The sequence below is a fragment of the Ancylobacter tetraedralis genome (genome assembly GCF_014195655.1).
Taxonomy (GTDB): domain Bacteria; phylum Pseudomonadota; class Alphaproteobacteria; order Rhizobiales; family Xanthobacteraceae; genus Ancylobacter; species Ancylobacter tetraedralis.
Window position 1 is genome coordinate 125,142 of the sequence record NZ_JACICD010000006.1, and the last position, 17,211, is coordinate 142,352.

Here is a 17,211-nt window from a genome sequence, read left to right on the forward strand (position 1 = left end):
AGATGCGCTGCCTGTTTCTTGCGCCCCTGAAGGCGCCCGACCATCCGGTGCCCTCGGGCGAGCGCACCATGGCGCGGCTGTTCCTGCGCCTGCTGGAGCGGCTCGGCTACACCGTCGAACTTGCCTCAGACCTCACCAGCTTCGCGCCCGATCCCGATCCCGCGCGCTGGCCGGCGCTGGATGAACGGGCACGCGCAGAGATCCGCCGCCTTGTGGCGCGGCATGGCGAGGAGCGGATCGCCTGCGTCTTCACCTACCACGTCTATTACAAGGCGCCCGATCTCATCGGCCCCGGGCTCGCCGCCGCGCTCGGCGTGCCCTATGTGATCGCCGAACCCTCGCGGGCGCCCAAGCGGGCCAGCGGCCCCTTCGCGGAAGGCCATGCGCGGGCGGAGGCCGCCATCGCGGCGGCCGGCCTGCTGCTCCCCCCCACCGCCGCCGACCGCGACATGCTCGACCGCCTGAAATCGCCGCAGCAGCGCATTTTCGACCTCAAGCCCTTCATCGACCCCGCCGAATGGCCGAATCCTCGCCGGGACCGTGCCATTTCGAAAAGCCGGCCGGTGCGCCTCCTCACCGTCGCCATGATGCGCCCCGGCGACAAGCTCACCTCCTATCGCCAGCTCGGCGCGGCGCTGGCCGGGCTTGAAGGGGATGGCTGGACGCTCGACGTGGTCGGTGACGGGCCGGTGCGGGCGGAGGTGGAGGCGGCGCTGGCCCCGCTCGGCGCGCGGGTGCGCTTTCGCGGCGGCATTGCCGGGCGGGCCGCGCTCGGCGAGATGTTCTCCGCCGCCGACCTGTTCGTCTGGCCCGGTGTCAACGAGGCGTTCGGCGTCGTCTATCTGGAAGCGCAGGCGCACGGCCTGCCCTGCGTCGCCGGCAACCATGGCGGCATCGCCGACGCGGTGAAGGCGGGCGAGACCGCCCTGCTCACCCCGCCCGGCGATATCCCGGCCTTTCGCGCGTCCGTGGCGCAGCTCATCGCGGACGGGGACCGCCGCCGCGCCATGGGCGAGGCCGCCGCCCGTTTCATCGGCGCAGAGCGCACGCTGGCCGCCGCCGCGACAACGCTCGCGCAGGCCTTCCGCGCCAGCGGCATCGCGCTGCCGGAGACTGCGGCATGAGCGCGACCGATACCCCTGCGGGGACACCCTCGCGCGTGCTCATCGTCGTCACCCATTTGCTGGGCGTCGGCCATCTCGCCCGCATGGCCGCGGTGGGCCGGGCCATGGCGGCGGCGGGGATGGAGGTCACCATCGCTTCCGGCGGACGGGTGGCGGCAACGGTCGACACGACCGGCTGCCACCGGATCCAGCTGCCCCCGGTGCATTGTGTCGGCACCGATTTCCGCACGCTCTACGCCGCGCCGGGCCTTGTTGCCAATGCCGCGCATCTGGCGGCACGGCGCGACGCGCTCATTGAGGCCTTCGACACGGTTCGGCCCGATGCGCTCCTCACCGAGCTCTACCCGTTCGGCCGTCGCTCGCTCGCGGCGGAGTTCGACGCGCTGCTCGCCCATGCCCGCGCCGCGACGCCCCGCCCCGTGATCCTCGCCTCCATCCGCGACGTGCTGAATCCGCCCTCAACGCCGGAGAAGGCCGAGGGCGCGCTCGCCACGCTCGCCACCGTCTATGATGGCGTGCTGTTCCACGGCGCGGCCGCGCTGGTCCCGCTCAGCGCCTCCTGGCCGGTGCCGCCGGCGCTGGAGCGGCGGCTGATCGAGACCGGCTACGTGCATGACGGCGCCCGCACCTTCGAGGAAGGCGGCAGCGACGGCACGGACGAGGTCATCGTCTCGGGCGGCGGCTCGGCGGCCGGCCTGCCGCTCGCGCGTCATGCGCTGGCAGCGGCAGGGCTCATTCCGGAGCGGCAATGGCGGCTGCTGGTGGGTTCCGGCGTGCCAGCGGAGGCCTTCGCGACGCTGGAGGCCGAGGCGCCGGCCAACATGCGGGTCGAGCGGACGCGGCCGGACTTTCCCGCGCTGCTGGCCCGCGCCGCGCTCTCCATCAGCCAGGCCGGCTACAATACCGTGCTCGACCTCGCGGCCGCCAAGGCTCGCGCCATCCTCGTGCCCTTCGCGGAGGGCGCGGAGCGGGAGCAGACCCAGCGCGCGGGCGAACTGGCGCGGCGCGGCCTCGTGCGCATGCTCGCGGCCGCGACGCTGACCGGCGCGGAACTCGCCGCCGCGGTGCGCGTGGCGCTTGGGGAGCCCCGCCCCGACTGGTCCGGTATCGGCCGCGACGGCGCCGCCCGCACCGCCGCGGGGGTCGAGGCGGCGATCGCCCGCCGACGGGCCGCGAACGACGCCTTCGCCCGGCTGGAGGCCACGCTGGCGCGCGCGCGAACGGCGGGCCGCACTCTCGCCTTCTGGTGGCGCGACGACGATGCCGTCGCCCCGACACCGGCGCTGGAGGCTCTGCTCGCCGCGCGTGCCCGATGGGCCGTGCCGCTGTCGCTGGCGGTGATCCCCGCCCGCGCGACGCCCGCGCTGGCCGAGCGGCTCGCCGGCGAGACACAGGTGGACGTGCTGCTGCATGGCTGGGCGCACGCGAACCACGCGCCGGCGGGCGAGAAGAAGGCCGAATTCGGCGCGCACCGCCCACTCGCGTCCATGATCGCCGACATCGAGGCCGGCCGGGCGCGGCTCGACACGCTGTTCGGGACGCGGGTGCTGCCGGTCTTCGTGCCGCCGTGGAACCGCATCGCTCCGGAACTGGTGGAACGCCTCCCCGCATTGGGGATCGCGGCGCTCTCCACCTACAAACGCCGCCCCCCGGACGGACCGGCGGCACCGCTCCGGCTCAACACCCATTGGGACCCGATCGACTGGCGGGCCGGCGGCGGGCTAGTGGAAGAGGCCGGGCTGCTCGACGGGCTGGTGCGGCGGATCGAGGAGGAACTGGCGAGCCCGCCGGACGTGCTCGAACCGATCGGCCTGCTCACCCATCATCTCGTCCATGACGGCTGGATCGATCGCCTCCTCGGCGAGGTGATGGACCGGCTGCTGGCCTCGGGCACCGTGCGCTTCATCAGCCCGCGCGTGCTCCTCGCCGCTCAGGCGGAGCGGCGGTAGAGGTAATAGCAGCCTTCCCGCACGCCCTCGGGCGGGGGAAGCGCCTCGAACCCCTCCAGCGCCAGCGGCAGGTCGGAGAGGATGAGGCCACCCGGCGCCATGAGAGGCGGCAGCAGCCGCGCCGACATCCCCGCCACCTGCCGGTTGCCGTCGCGGTCGTGCGAGCCCAGATCGGAATTGGCCAGCACCACACGGCCGGCCAGCCGGCCGGCGAGCGCCGGCAATGTCTCCTCGATCTCGCCGAGATGCAGGAGCGCGGGGTCGGGCTGGCAGTCCTCATAGGCGCCGTTCACGCGATCGAACACATGGATCTCGTGATCGGGCAGATGGCGGCGCAGATGGTCGAAGGTGCGCCCCAGCCCGAGGCCCAACTCCACCACCGGCCCCGGCCGGTTGGCGATCGCGGCGAAGGCATGGGCGAGGCAGGCATGCTGCGCCTGAAGGCGGAACAGCGTCTTCTCGAGCCGTGACAGCGTGGACATGGCCCCTCCCCCGTCAGCGATAGGGATCGGCTGCGTCACGCAGACCGTCACCGAGGAAGTTGAAGGCGAGGATGACGCAGATCACCGGCACGACCGGCAGGATCAGCCAAGGGTAGAGCACCACGATGTTGATGTTCTGCGCCTCGTTCAGCATCACGCCCCAGGAGGTGATGGGGGGGCGCAGGCCGAGGCCGAGGAAGCTCAGCGCCGTCTCGCCGAGGATCATGCCGGGAATGGCGATGGTGGCCATGGCGATGAGGTGGCTCATGAAGCCCGGCACCAGATGGCGGAACACGATGCGCGGCGTGCGCGCGCCCATCAGCTGGGCGGCGACGACATATTCGTCCTCGCGCAGCGACAGCAGCTTGGAGCGCACGGCGCGCGCGAGCCCGGTCCAGTCCATCAGGCCGAGAATGACGGTGATGCCGAAATAGACCAGGATCGGGCTCCAGTCCGGCGGCATGATCGCCGACAGGGCCAGCCAGAGCGGGATATGTGGCAGCGACTGCACCACCTCGATGGCGCGCTGGGTCAGGAGATCGAAGATACCGCCATAATAGCCGGCAAGGCCGCCAATGACGATGCCGAGCGAGAAGCTGACCGCCACGCCGATGAGGCCGATGGTGAGCGAGATGCGCGCGCCATAGATCATGCGCGAGAGCATGTCGCGCCCCAGCCGGTCGGTGCCCAGCAGGAACAGCGTGCCGCCCTCGCCCGGGCACATGAGGTGCAGGTTGCCCTCGATGAGGCCCCAGAATCGGTAGCTGTCGCCGCGGCAGAAGAAGCGCACCGGGTAGATCCGGCTCTCGTCCGGCGTGTAGGTGCGCCGCAGCGTGTCGAGGTCGAGCTTGTAGTCGAGCCCGTAGGTGAACGGGCCTATGAAGCTGCCCTCGTGGAACAGGTGAATGCCCTGCGGAGGGCTGCGGATGAAGTCGGTATGCCGGGCCTGGTAGTCGTAGGGCGCGAGGAATTCGCAGAACAGGATCGAAAAATAGACCACGAGGAGGAAGATGCCGGAGATCAGCGCCAGCCGGTGGCGGCGGAACTTCCACCACATCAGCGTGAGCTGGGACGCGAGATAGACCCGCTCCTGCGCCTTGGTCATCGGCTCGGTCGCGTTCGGATCGAACGGGCCGGTCGCCACATAATGCGTCATCGGCGCGCCGGAGGGCGGCAGCTTCGCGGCAGGCGGGGCGGCGTCGGACAGGGCGGCGTCGGCGTTCACTTGGTGCTGCCTCCCTGAAGCCGGATGCGCGGATCGAGGAAGGCGAGCGCGATGTCGGAGATCAGCACGCCGACCACCGTGAGACAGGACAGGAACAGGAGGAACGAGCCGGCCAGATACATGTCCTGGCTCTGCAGCGCGCGCAGCAGCAGCGGCCCCGTGGTCTGCAGCGAGAGCACCACCGCGGTCAGTTCCGAACCGGAAACGATGGCCGGCAGCACGTCGCCGATATGCGAGATGAAGAAATTGAGCGACATGCGCAGCGGGTATTTGGTCAGCGCGCGGAACGGCGGCAGGCCCTTCGCCTTGGCGGTCACGTAGTACTGCTTCTGCAATTCGTCCAACAGGTTGGCGCGGATGGCGCGCACCATGGAGCCGGTGCCGCCGGCGCCGATGATGAGGACCGGGATCCACAGATGGGCGAGGATCGACTGCGCCTTCTCCCAGCTCATCGGCTGGTTCAGGTAGACCGGGTCCATCAGCCCGCCGATCGACAGGCCGAACCAGACATTGGCGAAATACATGAAGATCAGCGCCAGCAGGAAATGCGGCACGGCGATGCCCAGCAGGCCGATGAAGGTGAGCCCGTAATCAGCCCAGCTATATTGGTGGGTCGCGGAATAGATGCCGATCGGGAAGGCGACGATCCAGGTCATCAATATGGTGCAGAACGACACCAGGATGGTCAGCGCCAGCCGGTCGCCCACCACGTCGCGCACCGGCATCTCGTATTCGAACGAGTAGCCGAAATCGCCCTGCACGAAATTGGCGATCCAGTAGAAGTAGCGCTCGATCGGTGGCCGGTCGAAGCCGTATTCCCGCTTGAGGAACTCGATGCGGCTGGTATCCGCCTTCTCGCCCTGCGCGGCCATTTCCGCCACATAGGTCTCGAAATAATCGCTCGGCGGCAGCTCCATCACCGTGAAGATCAGCGCACTGGTCACCAGCAGCGTCGGGATCATGATGAGGATACGGCGGAGAATATAGCGCAGCAGCATCCTCAGTCCCTCGTCACTTCAAGGCCGGAGGTGCCATCGTCAAACCAGAAGGTGTCCGGCATGTAGATGCCGAAATAGGCGCCGGGTTCGAAACTGTAGATCGCCGTTTCCGGCACATTGCGCAGCTGGCGGTTCACCACCACTGGCTGCGAGGTGCGGTTGATCACGCCGATGGTGAAGACCTGGTCGGCATTGATCTCCAGCATGCGCTTCCAGATGGCGCGCCGCTCCTGCGTGCTCACCGACCGGCGCCACTGCAGCGCGAGGTCGGCCAGTTCGGCCGCCGCCGGATCTTCCGGCTTCTCGCCTTCGCGCCCGCTGCTGTCGACATACTGCCCCCAGAGCGGCCACTGGAACTGCATGGAGTTGGTCGGCGCCAGCGCATCGGGCGGCATGTCGGGGCCCGGCACCGCATTGTCGAGGCCGGGCCAGATCGTCATCATCACGTTGCCGGCGATGACGCTGCGCCGCAGCAGGTTGGCCTGCGCGCTGTGCACGTGCAGCTTGATGCCGATCTTCTGCCAGTCATAGCCGACCAGTTCGAGAATGTCGGTCTGCTCGGTGCTGTCGCCCGCGGTGTCGACGGTGATCTCGGCGCGCCGCCCGTCGGGCAACAGGCGGATGCCGTCATCGTCGCGCCGGTCGAGCCCGGCGGCGTCCAGCAGCTTGTTCGCCAGCGCCGGATCATATTGCGCCCAGGCCCGGTCATATCTCGAATCGTAGAGCGCGCTGCCCGGGATCACCGTGTTGGCGCCTTCGTGGCCGAGCCCGAAGAAGATGACCTGGTTGATGTCGCGCCGATTGATGCCCACGGAGAGCGCGCGGCGCACGTTCACGTCGCGCAGCACCGCGCGCCAGCCCGGATCCTTGACATTGAGGTTGGGCATCAGCGCCACATAGGCGCCCTCGCCGCGTTCCCACAGGCGCACCTTGTAGCCACCGCGCGCCTCCCCTTCCTTGAGGAAGGTGTAGTCGGCAAAGCTGAGATAGCGCGCCTGCAGATCCGCCCCGCCGGCCGCCACCTTGGCCGCGATCAGCGAGGCGGTGCCGATGGAGATGGTTATCTTGTCGATATAGGGCAGCTGGCGGCCGCGCTCGTCGACCCGGTGGAAGAAGGGATTGCGCTCGAACACGAAGAACTCGGCCGGCGGAGAGGTGCGCGGAATCCATGGGCCGAGGAGCGGCAGATCCGGGTTTTCCGGCCGGTAGGAGCGCGACATGCGGTCGTGCAGCGCCGTCCAGTCCTTCACCCGCACTTCCTTGATGAGGCTCGAGAGCTTCAGCGGGTCCGCATAGCGCTGGTGGAACTGCTTCATGTAATGGGCGGGCATGACGATCACCAGCGGCTGCGCGCCCGCCAGCGCCGGCAGGAAGCCGGGATTGGGCTTCGACCAGCTGTAGCGCACGGTCGTCTCGTCGATCACCTCGAAGGTTGCCGGCTCGCCCTCCACCAGCATCTGCAGCGGCGGCCCACCGGGATTGAGCTTGGGATCCTTGGCGACATCCTCCCACCAGTAGCGAAAATCCTCCGAGGTGAAGGGTTGCCCGTCGGACCAGCGATGCCCCGGCCGCAGATGCAGGGTGAAACGGCGCCCCTCCTCGACATCCACGTTCAGCAGGATGTCCGGGACGATATGGCCTTCCAGATCGAACACGACGAGGCGCGCATAGCCGTAGAGCGTGACGAAGCGGATATCGCGCTGGTCGCCCATCAGCGCGCGCAACGTGCCGCCATAGCGGCCCGGTTCCTTGCCGGCCGCCTTGAGGTCGATCACCCGCGGCACCTGCGGCAGCCGCTGGGCCAGCGGGGGCAGACGGCCCTCCCATATGTCGCGCACGAAGACGGGCGGCTCAAGCGAGAGGTCGATCGCCTCCGCGCGCGCCACGCCGCTCACCGCGGGCACGAGCGCCGCAGACAGGACCAGCGCCGCCAGCAGCCCGGCGATCCGGAGAAGCCCCCGCTTCAGCATCATCGGCTCCTCATGCCGCGGTCAGGTCGCGAAGGGTGCACGCCGGATCGGCCAGCACCAGATGCCCACCGCCCAGATCCACCATGGCGAGCTGGCCGGGCGCGCCGCCGCGGAAGGTCTCCGGCCAGTTGGCCGGATCGGACATGCTGGCGCTCGGCACGCAGGTCGCGAAATCGAGCCGGCGATCGAGATCCGGCAGCGGCACCGCCTTCAGCAGCGCCTGCGTGTAGGGATGCGCCGCCCGCTCGAAGATGGCATCGCGCGGGCCGATCTCGACAATGCGCCCGCGTGCCATCACGGCGATGCGGGCCGCCATGTAGTGGACCACCGCCAGATTGTGCGAGACGAACAGATAGGTGAGCCCGAGCGAGGCCTGCAGGTCCTTGAGCAGGTTGAGCACCTGCGCCTGCACCGAGACGTCGAGCGCGGAGACCGGCTCGTCGCAGATGATCAGCTCGGGGTTCAACGCGATGGCGCGGGCGATGCCGATGCGCTGGCGCTGCCCGCCCGAAAAGCTGTGCGGGTAGCGGCTCAGGAAGCGCGGGTCGAGCCCGACGCACTCCATCAACTCCACCGCGCGCCGCTTCTGCTCGGCGTCGGTGCCCGCGCCCTGGATGATCATCGGCTCGCGGATGATGTCGAGCACGGTCATGCGCGGCGACAGCGAGGAGACCGGATCCTGGAAGATCATCTGCATGCGCGGGCGGAACGCCCGGAGCGCGGCCCCCTCCAGCGCACGCACATCGATCGGGCCGGCGGCATCGTTGACGATGATGGAGCCGGAATCGGCACTGCGCGAGCGCATGATCATGTGGCCGACGGTCGACTTTCCCGAGCCGCTCTCGCCCACCAGACCGAGGCACTGGCCGCGCAGAACGTCGAAGCTGACATCGTCCACCGCGACGACGCCGGCACCCTTCTTGCCCCCGTAGGTCTTGCGCAGGTTGCGCACGCTAAGCAGAACCGGCGGCGCCGCCGGCCGGATCAGCTCCGTCACCCGCGCCGGGATCTCGTCGGCGCGCCGGGCGAACTCGCGCGGCAGCACCGGGGCAATGTCGCGCAGCGCCACCAGCCGCTCGCCCGGCTTCATGTCGAAATCCGGCGAGGCCTTGAGCAGCGCCTTGAGATAGGGATGCTGCGGCCGGCGGAAAATGTCCTCGGCCGTGCCCGCTTCCATCACCTGCCCGCGATAGGCCACCACCACCTCGTCGGCCATGTTGGCGACCACGCCGAGGTCATGGGTGATGAGCAGGATCGCCATGCCGATCTCCTGCTGGAGATCCTTCATCAGCTTCAGCACCTGCGCCTGGATGGTGACGTCCAGCGCGGTGGTCGGCTCGTCGGCGATCAGCAGCGCCGGCCGGCAGATCAGCGCCATCGCCAACATGGCGCGCTGGCGCAGGCCGCCCGACAGCTCGAACGAATACTGGTCGTAGGAGCGGTGCGGATCGCGGAAACCCACCAGATCGAGCATCCGCTCGGTCACCGCGCGCGCCTCGCGGCGCGGATGTGGACGGTGAAGCTGCAGCGCCTCCTCGATCTGGTTGCCGATCGTATGCACCGGCGAGAGCGAGGACATCGGCTCCTGGAAGACCATGCCGATCCGCCCGCCGCGCAGCCTGCGCATCTTGCGGCCGTCGCGGTCGAGGCTGGCGAGGTCGACCAACTTGCCCGGCTTGGCCGGGTCGGCGAACAGGATCTGCCCTTCGGTGATGAAGCCGTTGCGCGGCAGCAGGCCCATCACCGCCTGCGAGATCACCGTCTTGCCCGATCCGCTCTCGCCGACCAGAGCCACCGTGCGCCCGGCCGGAACGCGCAGCGACACGCCCTTCACCACCTCGTTGGGCTGGCCGTGCAGCGTGAAGGAAATGCGCAGGTTCTCGATGCGCAGGACATCGGCGGCACCGGGCTGCTCCACGCCTCAGGCCCTCGCCATGTTGAGAATGCCGAGCACCGCCTTGCCCGCCATGACCTCGCCGAGCGTGGCCGCATCGGCGATCGCATAGGCCGAAATGCTCGCCCCGCTGATGTCCATCGTCACCTCGCGCGCGGTCAGCCGGGAGAAATCGAAGCCCGACGCCTCCGCCGCCTCCTTCGAGACGACATAGTCGGACAGGAATTCCTTGGAGGCGCTCTCCAGCGTCGCCGCCACCGCCACCGTGTCGCCGATGGCGTGCAGTTCATTGGCACCGAGCCCGTCGCTCACGCGCGCCAGCACGACGCGGCCGGTATGAATGCCGATGCCGGCGCGGATCGGGATGGGCAGCGCTCCGCGCATCTCGCCATTCAGCAGTTCCAGCACGCGCGACATGTCCCGCGCCGCCCGCAGCGCGGCACGGGCGCCCGTGGATTTCTTGTCCGACGTGTCGAATACCGCCATCAACCCGTCGCCATACATCTGATCCACACGACCGCCATGGCTCTCCACCGCCTGCCGCATCTCCGAGGAGAAGCGGTTCACCAGCACGGCGATCTCATAAGGAAGCCGGTTGTGCGTCAAGGTGGTGAACGCGCGAAGATCGAGCACGAGGATCGTGGCCTCGCGCTCCAGCGCCCATTCCATCGCCGCCTCGTCCTGGTCGACATCGAAGCGCCGGCCGAGCACCGGCATCAGGATGCGCACGCCAAGGTCCTGCGTCGGGCGCAGCTGGCAGGCGAGGCGGATATTCTCGGGCGCACCGAGGCTGGCCAGCACCATGCGCTCGCCGCCGAACGGCTCGGCGACATGCTCGCTGCCCGAGAGCACCTGCACACGGCAGGTCGCGCAGCGCCCACGCCCCCGGCAGGAGGAGGGGTGCGGAATATGGTTGATGCGGCTCGCCTCCAGCACCGAGGTGCCGCGCGGAACCTCCACCCGGCCGAAGCCGCGATAGGTGATGGTGACGATCGCCCCCACCCGCCGGCGGATATAGAACACGCCGATGAGACCGGCGAAGGCGGCGACGAAGCCCGCCACGCCCCAGTAGAGCGTGCCCCCGGCCATGGCCAGGCGCCCAGCCTGCGCGGCGGTCAGCGCTTCCGGCGCGGGCCCCAGCGCCGCCTCGCGCCCGCCGGCAATGAACCCCATCAGCGCCAGGCAGGGAATGAGCACGGCGAGCACGAGCCCGGCAATGCGCCAGCGCGCGGTGTACCAGTTCTGGTAACGCATGGCGTGATGCATCCCGATCACGCCATGGCTCCACGCCACCACCAGCAGCAGGCTCTGCGAGAACACCGCGCCGGGCCACAATTTGTACAGCACCGCCTGGTAACCGGTATCGACGCCGAACCAGGTATGGGCGATGCGCGTCTGCACAACGTGGTTGACGACCAGCAGCGGAATGGCGAGGCCGGACATGATCTGCCAGGCCTCGTCGCGCGGCATGCGCCAGGTGCGCCGCAGCGTGACCCGGTAGGCGGTGAGGCCCATATGCGCCAGCGCCGCGCCGTATAGCAGCAGCGTGCCGGGCAGCGACTGCCAGATCAACCAGCGCCATTGCTGGACATGCTGCATCGCCTCGACCCCGAACACGCCGACGGCGTGGTTGAGCAGGTGGGTCAGCACGAAGGCGAACAGGATGATGCCGGACCATTGCCGCGCCCCGCACGCCCATGGCACGTCGCGCAGGTGCGTCCGCTTGTGCCCGGTATCCTCATCCGGTCTGGTCGTCGAACTCAGCGACATGGGTGACCGTCAATGCACCTGTTCATGAGTCGCCGTAAGGGCGACCTTGTGGCCTGCATCGACGGCCGGCGTCCCCTTGGGAAGACGTTCCACCAGCTGGGCACAGATATTGTTGAGTTCCATGATCTGGCGGCCCAGTTCGCGCACGACCGCATGGTTGAACGGGCGCGATTCCTTCAGGAGCTGGAGGAACGGCTCGCGATCGACCCGGAGCGCGACAACCGGCGTCTCCGCCGTGATGGTGGCCATGCGGTTCTGGTCGCACAGCACGCCGGCCTCGCCGAGCAGCACGCCGCGCACATGCTCGGCGAAGTCGATCACCCCGTGGGCCGTGACGAGCGACACCTTGAACTGGCCGTCCAGCACGATGTAGACGGCATCGGACGCATCGCCCTGCGCGTAGATCACCTCGCCGGGCTGGAACACGACACGGTCGCTGATCATGGCGAGCAGCTTCAGCTTGGCGCCCTCCACATCGCGGAACATGCGGAACTTCTGAAGCGACCGGACTTCGTCCTCGATGGTCATTTCACAGCCTCCTGCGGTTGTGGCTCGCGAACCGGCGCCACTGGCCGACCCTCCTGAGCTTGCGTGCCGGACGGGGAGCCCTTTCGCTCGGCTCCCGCCAGCTTGGCTCCCTCGAATGTCAACACCAGATCGAACGCGTCGAGATCATCATCGTTCGACTGCGCGACGATGACGGTCCGGCCCGCCATCGCCTCGAAGATATTCTCCATGATCATATGCGCCTCACTCGCTCCGAAGCTAGAGAGAGCGTCGTCAAGAATGAGAATGTCGGGCTGGCGCAGCAGAGCGCGGGCCAGATGCACCGTCACCCGCTGCTGCACCGACAGCAGGCGGCCGCCCGGGCCGGCATCCTGCTCAAGGCCCTTGGAGACCACGAAGCTCTCCAGCCCCAGTTCGTCGAGCACCGCATGGGCGGCGTCCAGCAGCTTGTCGCGCGCGTGCATCTTGCCGTAGCGGATGCGGCCGAACAGCAGGTTGTCGCGGATCGTCGCCGCCGGCATCAGCCGCTCGGGATCGTAGAACTCGATCTCGCCGGCATCCTTGGCCGGCAGGAAGTCGCGGAAACTGCCGCGCGCGCGCAGCACGCGGGCGACGAGGTGCTCGTCGATCAGGCTGAGCCGGTGGCGCGGCTCCACATACATGAGCGCGTAGCCGACCAGCTTGTCGCGCAGTTCCGGCGAGAACTGGCGGCGCTGGCCACGCTGCCACGTGCCCTGCAACTGCGGCCACAATTCGCTGAGCTCGGCCTCGTCGATGAACGAGTAGCGCTCGCGCAGCGGGTTGTCCGCGGCGAGGCCCTGGAAGGCCTCCGCCACCGTCTCCACCATCTTGAGGCCGATATTGGTGAGCGGGGCCACCAGCGCCTCGGCGGCGATGATCGACCGCACGAACGGATCGTGGGCCAGTTTCTCCGCCTCGAACCGCTTGCCGATCGACACGCCGAACAAGAGGTTCTCGCCGATCGTGGCATTGGCGTTGAAGCGCTCGGGCTGGAAGGTCTCGACATAGCTGGCCAGACCCAGCTGCTCATAGCGCGCGTAAATGGCGCCTCGCGCGCCCAGCAGGCGCTCGGCCAGATCCTCGCCAAGGTCGTCGCCCAGCTTGCTGGTCAGGCCGACGCGGAAGATGTCGTCATAGCCGCGCACGGTGCGCAGCGCCTGGATGATGGCGGCGTCGAGATCGGCCGGACCGGAAAGGCCGCTGGCATGGTAGTCGATCCAGTCGGCATCGGGCGAGACGATCGGATTGTTGGTGGCGAGCGCCTCCTCCCGCCAGTAGCGGGCATCGGCATCCTTCGGCTCGTCCGGCACCGGCAGCGCCCGGCGCAGCGCGAGGCACAGATTGTCGCGGATCGAGCCGGACATGATGAAGGGTTCGCCGGAGGCATAGAGCATCACGGCGCTCGCCTCGCGGTCCGACATCGCCCCCACCTCGTGCCCACCGATGGTGACGCTGCCCTGGTAGTCGGTGATCTGCCGCCCCAGCACCTTCGGCAGGATATCGCGCCCGCTGCCGGCGGCGCCCACCAGCGCGACGCGGCCCGGCCGGCCGATGGCGGCGGACATGCGGTCGATCTGCACGAGGCCGCGCCCGTTCATCACCCGCAGCCCCACGATGGTGATCGGCGCGTCGCGCGGGATCGGCTCGGGCTCCCGCACCGGATCGGGCGGCAGAAGGGTATCCTTGTAGAAGGCTCCCACCACCTGCTCGTATTTCACCGTCACGTCCGCGCGCTGCTGGTCCCAGTCGATCAGTTCCTTGATGGGGCCGGGCAGGTCGCGATAGGCGGCGATGACCGCCACCAGCTGGCCGATGTCGAGCCGCCCCTTGAGCGCGAGATAGCCGCCCAGCGTGTAGAAGATGAAGGGGGTGAGCTGGGACAGGAGGTTGTTGAGGAACTTCACCGCGAACTTGCGGCGGTAGAGCTGCAGACGAATGTGGAACAGCGTGCCCAGGCGCTGGCCGATCTCGGCCGCGCTGTAGAGCGCCACGCCGAACACGTGCAGCGCCGGCGCCGCATCGATCATTTCGCCGATGCGCCCGGCCAGCCGGCGCGATTCGATCTGCCGCATCCGCCCGAGGCGGATCTGCTCGCGACGCAGATAGGGGATCACCACGCCCTGCACCAGGATGAGCGAGAGCGACAGCGTGCCCAGCCACATGTTCTGCGCCAGGATGAAGGCCATCGCGGTGATGGCCTGGGTGCCGAGGAAGGCCGGCGTGATGAAGGCCTCGCCGAAGAAGCCGCCGATCGGCTCCACCTCGTCCTTGATCATCGAGGTGACCTCGGCGGACTTGGTGGTGCGCACATCCTCCGGCCGGAAGCGCATGACCAGCTCGAAAAGTTCGAAGCGCAGCCGCCGCAGCATCCGCTCTCCGAGCACGCCTTTGCGGATGTTGATGACGTATTTGAACCAGCCGTTGATCAGCGTGAGCACGAGAAAGACCATGCTCAGCGCGAACAGGTAGGGCACCTGCGCCAGCAGCAGGCCATCGGTGATCTGCCAGGTGGCGCCGCCGAGGAAATCGGGCAGCGAGAGCGAATAGTCGAACAGGCGCGCGCCCGCCTCGCCGTGCTTGAAGACGTTACCCTGGATAGCCTCGTTGACGATGCGCTTGGGCACGTCGAGCGACCACCAGTAGAAGGGCAGCGACGCCACCACGAAGATCAGGACGATCAACTGCTCCCGCCGGCTGTGGTGCCAGACATAACTGAAGAAATTGAGGGACAAGGCCTTTGCGCCCTTCGCTGGCAGAACCTAAAATTCCGATCGTCATAAATAGGCAGCCGACCACCCACGCGCATGCACGATCACCAAATCCTGAGAAGGCTATCATGATCGCAACCATTCCGCTCTACCCCGGCCGGCGCAGTGCGTTGAAGCGGCTCGCTCTTTGCGGGTTCGCGCTGCTTGTCGCGGCGCCCGGATCCGCGCTCCCCGCTTCAGCCGGGCAGGACGGGCGCGACCTCGTGCTGTTCGACGGCTTCGAGGGCACGGATTTCGCGCCGGGCGGCGGACTTTACTACAAGGACAACCACGAGCAGGAGGCCGGCAGCTACGCGTTTGAGTCCGAGATCGTGCGAAGCGGCAAGCAGGCCATCGAACTCTCCGTGCGCTCGCAGTGCAAGAAGCAGAACGGGCTGTGCAGCGAGCGCGCCGAGGTGTGGGAGAAGCCGGAAGTGCTCGTGCTCTATGGCGAGCCGGTCTGGTACGCACTGTCCATGCGCATGGCGACGCCCATCCCCACCGAGCCGCATCGCTACGTGATGGCGCAGTGGAAGCGCGAGATCATTCCCGGCGCGCATGGCGACTACTCACCGCTTCTGGCACTGCGGCTGGTCGACGGGCGTCTCGTCGCCACCGTCGACACCGACACCGGCACGTTCCAGCCGACCGGCACGGCGGAGCGGCCGACCGCGTGCCGGCCCGGCGAGGCGCCGGCCGGCACGCCCGACGAATTCGGGCAGTTCCGTACCTTGGTCGCCGCCGCGCCGGGCGAGCATGCACCGGCGCAGATCGGCTTTCCCGGCTGCTCGCCAGACCTCGTCATCACCCCGCGCGGGGGCACCTTGCCGGCACTGGATTCGGGCTGGATCGACTTCGTGTTCCAGGTGAAGCCCGGCCCCGGCGGCGACGGGCGCATCGACATCGTGGCCAACGGCCAATGGATCGTCACGGTGGAGGGCAAGATCGGCCACGAGGGCGATGGCCTCGGCGAGCACATGTATTTCAAGTTCGGCCCCTACAGGGCCGGCCAGGACGGCATCTGGAAGCTCTGGTACGACGATTTCCGCCGCGGGCCGGCCTGCACCGATGTCGCCAGCGCCGAACTCTGCGCCACGCTGGGGGCGGGGGTAAAGTCGGCCCTCACGCCTTGACGAGACCGGCGGGGGAGAGCCCCGCCTTCGCGAACACGTTGCGGGTGTCGACCAGCACGCGCGCGTGGGCCGCCACCAGCGCGTAGTCGACCTCGTCATGGTCGGTGGCGACCAGCACCGCGTCGACGCTGTCCAGCAGCTCGGCGGTCAGCGCCACCGATCGCTTGCCGCTGAGCCGGCCATGGCGCCGGGTCGGCGGCAGCGCCGCGACGAAGGGGTCGTGGAACTCGCAGTCCCCGCCGCGCTCGTCGATCAGTTCCATCAGCTTGAGCGCCGGGCTCTCGCGCACGTCGTCCACGTTCTTCTTGTAGGCGACGCCGAGCACGAGGATGCGCGCGCCCGAGAGCCCGCGCCCGGCCAGCCGATCCAGCGCTTCCGCCAGCTTGTCGACCACGAGATAGGGCATGCGCGTGTTGATCTGCCCGGCCAGCTCGATGAACCGCGTCTCGATGTCGAACTCGCGCGCCTTCCACGTGAGATAGAACGGGTCGATCGGGATGCAGTGCCCGCCCAGCCCCGGGCCGGGATAGAACGGCATGAAGCCGAACGGCTTGGTCGCCGCCGCCTCCAGCACTTCCCAGATATCGATGCCCATGGCGCCGTAGACGGTCTTCAGTTCGTTCACCAGCGCGATATTGACCGAGCGGAAGATGTTCTCGGTCAGCTTCGCCGCCTCGGCGACCTGGGTCGAGGATACCGGCACCACGCGGGTGACGAGATCGCGATAGAGCGCGCTCGCCAGCCGGCCGGCCGCCTCCCCCTCGCCGCCCACCACTTTCGGAATGGTGGCGGTGGAGTAATGCGCATTGCCGGGATCCTCGCGCTCGGGCGAGAAGGCGAGGAAGAAATCCTGCCCGCACACCAGCCCGCCGGCTTCCAGGATCGGCTTCACAACCTCCACCGTGGTGCCCGGCCAGGTCGTGGATTCCAGCACCACCAGCTGGCCGGGCCGCAGCGTGTGGGCGATGGCGCGGGCGGTCTCCTCCACGAAGGAGAGGTCCGGCTCGCGCTGGCGGGTGAGCGGCGTCGGCACGCAGATGAGGATGGCATCACAATCCGCGAGCGGCGCGAAATCCTGCGTCACCGCGAAACGCGACGTGGCGAGCGCGGCCGCCATCCGCGCGGCGGGAATGTACTTGATCACCTGCCGGCCACTGGCGATGTCGGCGACACGCTGGGGATTGATGTCGAAGCCGGTGACGGGGAAGCCGGCCTCCACCGCCACCAGCGCCAGCGGCAGGCCGACATAGCCGAGCCCGATCACGCCGATGCGCGCGCGGCGGGCGGCGAGACGCTGTTCGAGGCGGGCGGCGGGGCTGTCATCGGTCATGGAGCGGCTCGCGCGGTGCGGGATGGCGAGCGCGTGGTCTAGCCGCCCCGTGCCCGGCGCA

12 protein-coding genes are annotated in these 17,211 nt (G+C 68.6%); 3 read left to right on the top strand and 9 right to left on the bottom strand.

The genetic code is table 11. The annotated features are described in order from the left end of the window. Positions 1 to 2: 2 nt before the first annotated feature. The gene (locus FHS55_RS16015; protein ID WP_183190785.1) at positions 3 to 1,124 is read left to right on the top strand and encodes a glycosyltransferase family 4 protein; all 1,122 of its coding nucleotides are present in this window, start codon (positions 3 to 5) and stop codon (positions 1,122 to 1,124) included. Further along, positions 1,121 to 3,073 (top strand): glycosyltransferase, encoded by a 1,953-nt coding sequence (locus tag FHS55_RS16020; RefSeq protein ID WP_183190786.1) that lies wholly within the window; start codon positions 1,121 to 1,123, stop codon positions 3,071 to 3,073. Before FHS55_RS16015 ends, FHS55_RS16020 begins: the two co-directional genes overlap by 4 nt. On the opposite strand, the gene FHS55_RS16025 is transcribed toward FHS55_RS16020, so the two are convergent. The 8 genes from FHS55_RS16025 to FHS55_RS16060 form a co-directional block, all read right to left on the bottom strand. Then, positions 3,055 to 3,555 carry a class I SAM-dependent methyltransferase gene (locus tag FHS55_RS16025; protein ID WP_183190787.1) on the bottom strand — a complete coding sequence of 167 codons (501 nt, stop codon included), beginning with the start codon at positions 3,553 to 3,555 and terminating at the stop codon, positions 3,055 to 3,057. The genes FHS55_RS16020 and FHS55_RS16025 overlap by 19 nt on opposite strands. 13 nt (positions 3,556 to 3,568) lie before the next feature. Next, entirely contained in the window at positions 3,569 to 4,711 is a 1,143-nt protein-coding gene (locus FHS55_RS16030; RefSeq protein ID WP_183190957.1) for an ABC transporter permease, read from the bottom strand. Between the two features lie 65 nt (positions 4,712 to 4,776). After that, positions 4,777 to 5,775 (bottom strand): ABC transporter permease, encoded by a 999-nt coding sequence (locus tag FHS55_RS16035; RefSeq protein ID WP_183190958.1) that lies wholly within the window; start codon positions 5,773 to 5,775, stop codon positions 4,777 to 4,779. Positions 5,776 to 5,780: 5 nt separating this feature from the next. Beyond that, on the bottom strand, positions 5,781 to 7,751 hold the full coding sequence (locus tag FHS55_RS16040) for an ABC transporter substrate-binding protein (RefSeq protein ID WP_183190788.1): 1,971 nt from the start codon (positions 7,749 to 7,751) through the stop codon (positions 5,781 to 5,783). A 7-nt stretch (positions 7,752 to 7,758) separates the two neighbouring features. Next, complete coding sequence (locus FHS55_RS16045; protein WP_183190789.1) at positions 7,759 to 9,666, bottom strand: dipeptide ABC transporter ATP-binding protein; 1,908 nt, start codon at positions 9,664 to 9,666, stop codon at positions 7,759 to 7,761. Positions 9,667 to 9,669: 3 nt separating this feature from the next. Next, entirely contained in the window at positions 9,670 to 11,412 is a 1,743-nt protein-coding gene (locus tag FHS55_RS16050; protein WP_183190790.1) for an adenylate/guanylate cyclase domain-containing protein, read from the bottom strand. 9 nt (positions 11,413 to 11,421) lie between these two features. Continuing rightward, positions 11,422 to 11,940, bottom strand: coding sequence for a Crp/Fnr family transcriptional regulator (locus FHS55_RS16055; protein WP_183190791.1), 519 nt, complete (start codon positions 11,938 to 11,940; stop codon positions 11,422 to 11,424). Further along, a complete protein-coding gene (locus FHS55_RS16060; protein WP_183190792.1) occupies positions 11,937 to 14,672 on the bottom strand; it encodes an ABC transporter transmembrane domain-containing protein in 2,736 nt (911 codons plus the stop codon). The genes FHS55_RS16055 and FHS55_RS16060 overlap by 4 nt, the downstream gene beginning before the upstream one ends. A 104-nt stretch (positions 14,673 to 14,776) precedes the next feature. Here FHS55_RS16060 and FHS55_RS16065 point away from each other — a divergent pair, with 104 nt between their 5' ends. Then, on the top strand, positions 14,777 to 15,820 hold the full coding sequence (locus tag FHS55_RS16065; protein ID WP_183190793.1) for a polysaccharide lyase family 20 protein: 1,044 nt from the start codon (positions 14,777 to 14,779) through the stop codon (positions 15,818 to 15,820). Here FHS55_RS16065 and FHS55_RS16070 read toward each other — a convergent pair. Then, positions 15,810 to 17,150: a nucleotide sugar dehydrogenase gene (locus tag FHS55_RS16070; RefSeq protein ID WP_183190794.1), complete on the bottom strand. Its 1,341-nt coding sequence runs from the start codon at positions 17,148 to 17,150 to the stop codon at positions 15,810 to 15,812. The two genes, FHS55_RS16065 and FHS55_RS16070, sit on opposite strands and share 11 nt — an antisense overlap. Positions 17,151 to 17,211 lie beyond the last annotated feature (61 nt).

What these genes read in the sequence shown, in the direction of transcription:
- FHS55_RS16020 (WP_183190786.1), top strand. Translation starts at nt 1,121, where the DNA reads ATGAGCGCGACCGATACCCCTGCGGGGACACCCTCGCGCGTGCTCATC.
- FHS55_RS16040 (WP_183190788.1), bottom strand. Translation starts at nt 7,751, where the DNA reads ATGATGCTGAAGCGGGGGCTTCTCCGGATCGCCGGGCTGCTGGCGGCG.
- FHS55_RS16030 (WP_183190957.1), bottom strand. Translation starts at nt 4,711, where the DNA reads ATGACGCATTATGTGGCGACCGGCCCGTTCGATCCGAACGCGACCGAG.
- FHS55_RS16015 (WP_183190785.1), top strand. Translation starts at nt 3, where the DNA reads ATGCGCTGCCTGTTTCTTGCGCCCCTGAAGGCGCCCGACCATCCGGTG.
- FHS55_RS16025 (WP_183190787.1), bottom strand. Translation starts at nt 3,555, where the DNA reads ATGTCCACGCTGTCACGGCTCGAGAAGACGCTGTTCCGCCTTCAGGCG.
- FHS55_RS16055 (WP_183190791.1), bottom strand. Translation starts at nt 11,940, where the DNA reads ATGACCATCGAGGACGAAGTCCGGTCGCTTCAGAAGTTCCGCATGTTC.
- FHS55_RS16050 (WP_183190790.1), bottom strand. Translation starts at nt 11,412, where the DNA reads ATGTCGCTGAGTTCGACGACCAGACCGGATGAGGATACCGGGCACAAG.
- FHS55_RS16065 (WP_183190793.1), top strand. Translation starts at nt 14,777, where the DNA reads ATGATCGCAACCATTCCGCTCTACCCCGGCCGGCGCAGTGCGTTGAAG.
- FHS55_RS16070 (WP_183190794.1), bottom strand. Translation starts at nt 17,150, where the DNA reads ATGACCGATGACAGCCCCGCCGCCCGCCTCGAACAGCGTCTCGCCGCC.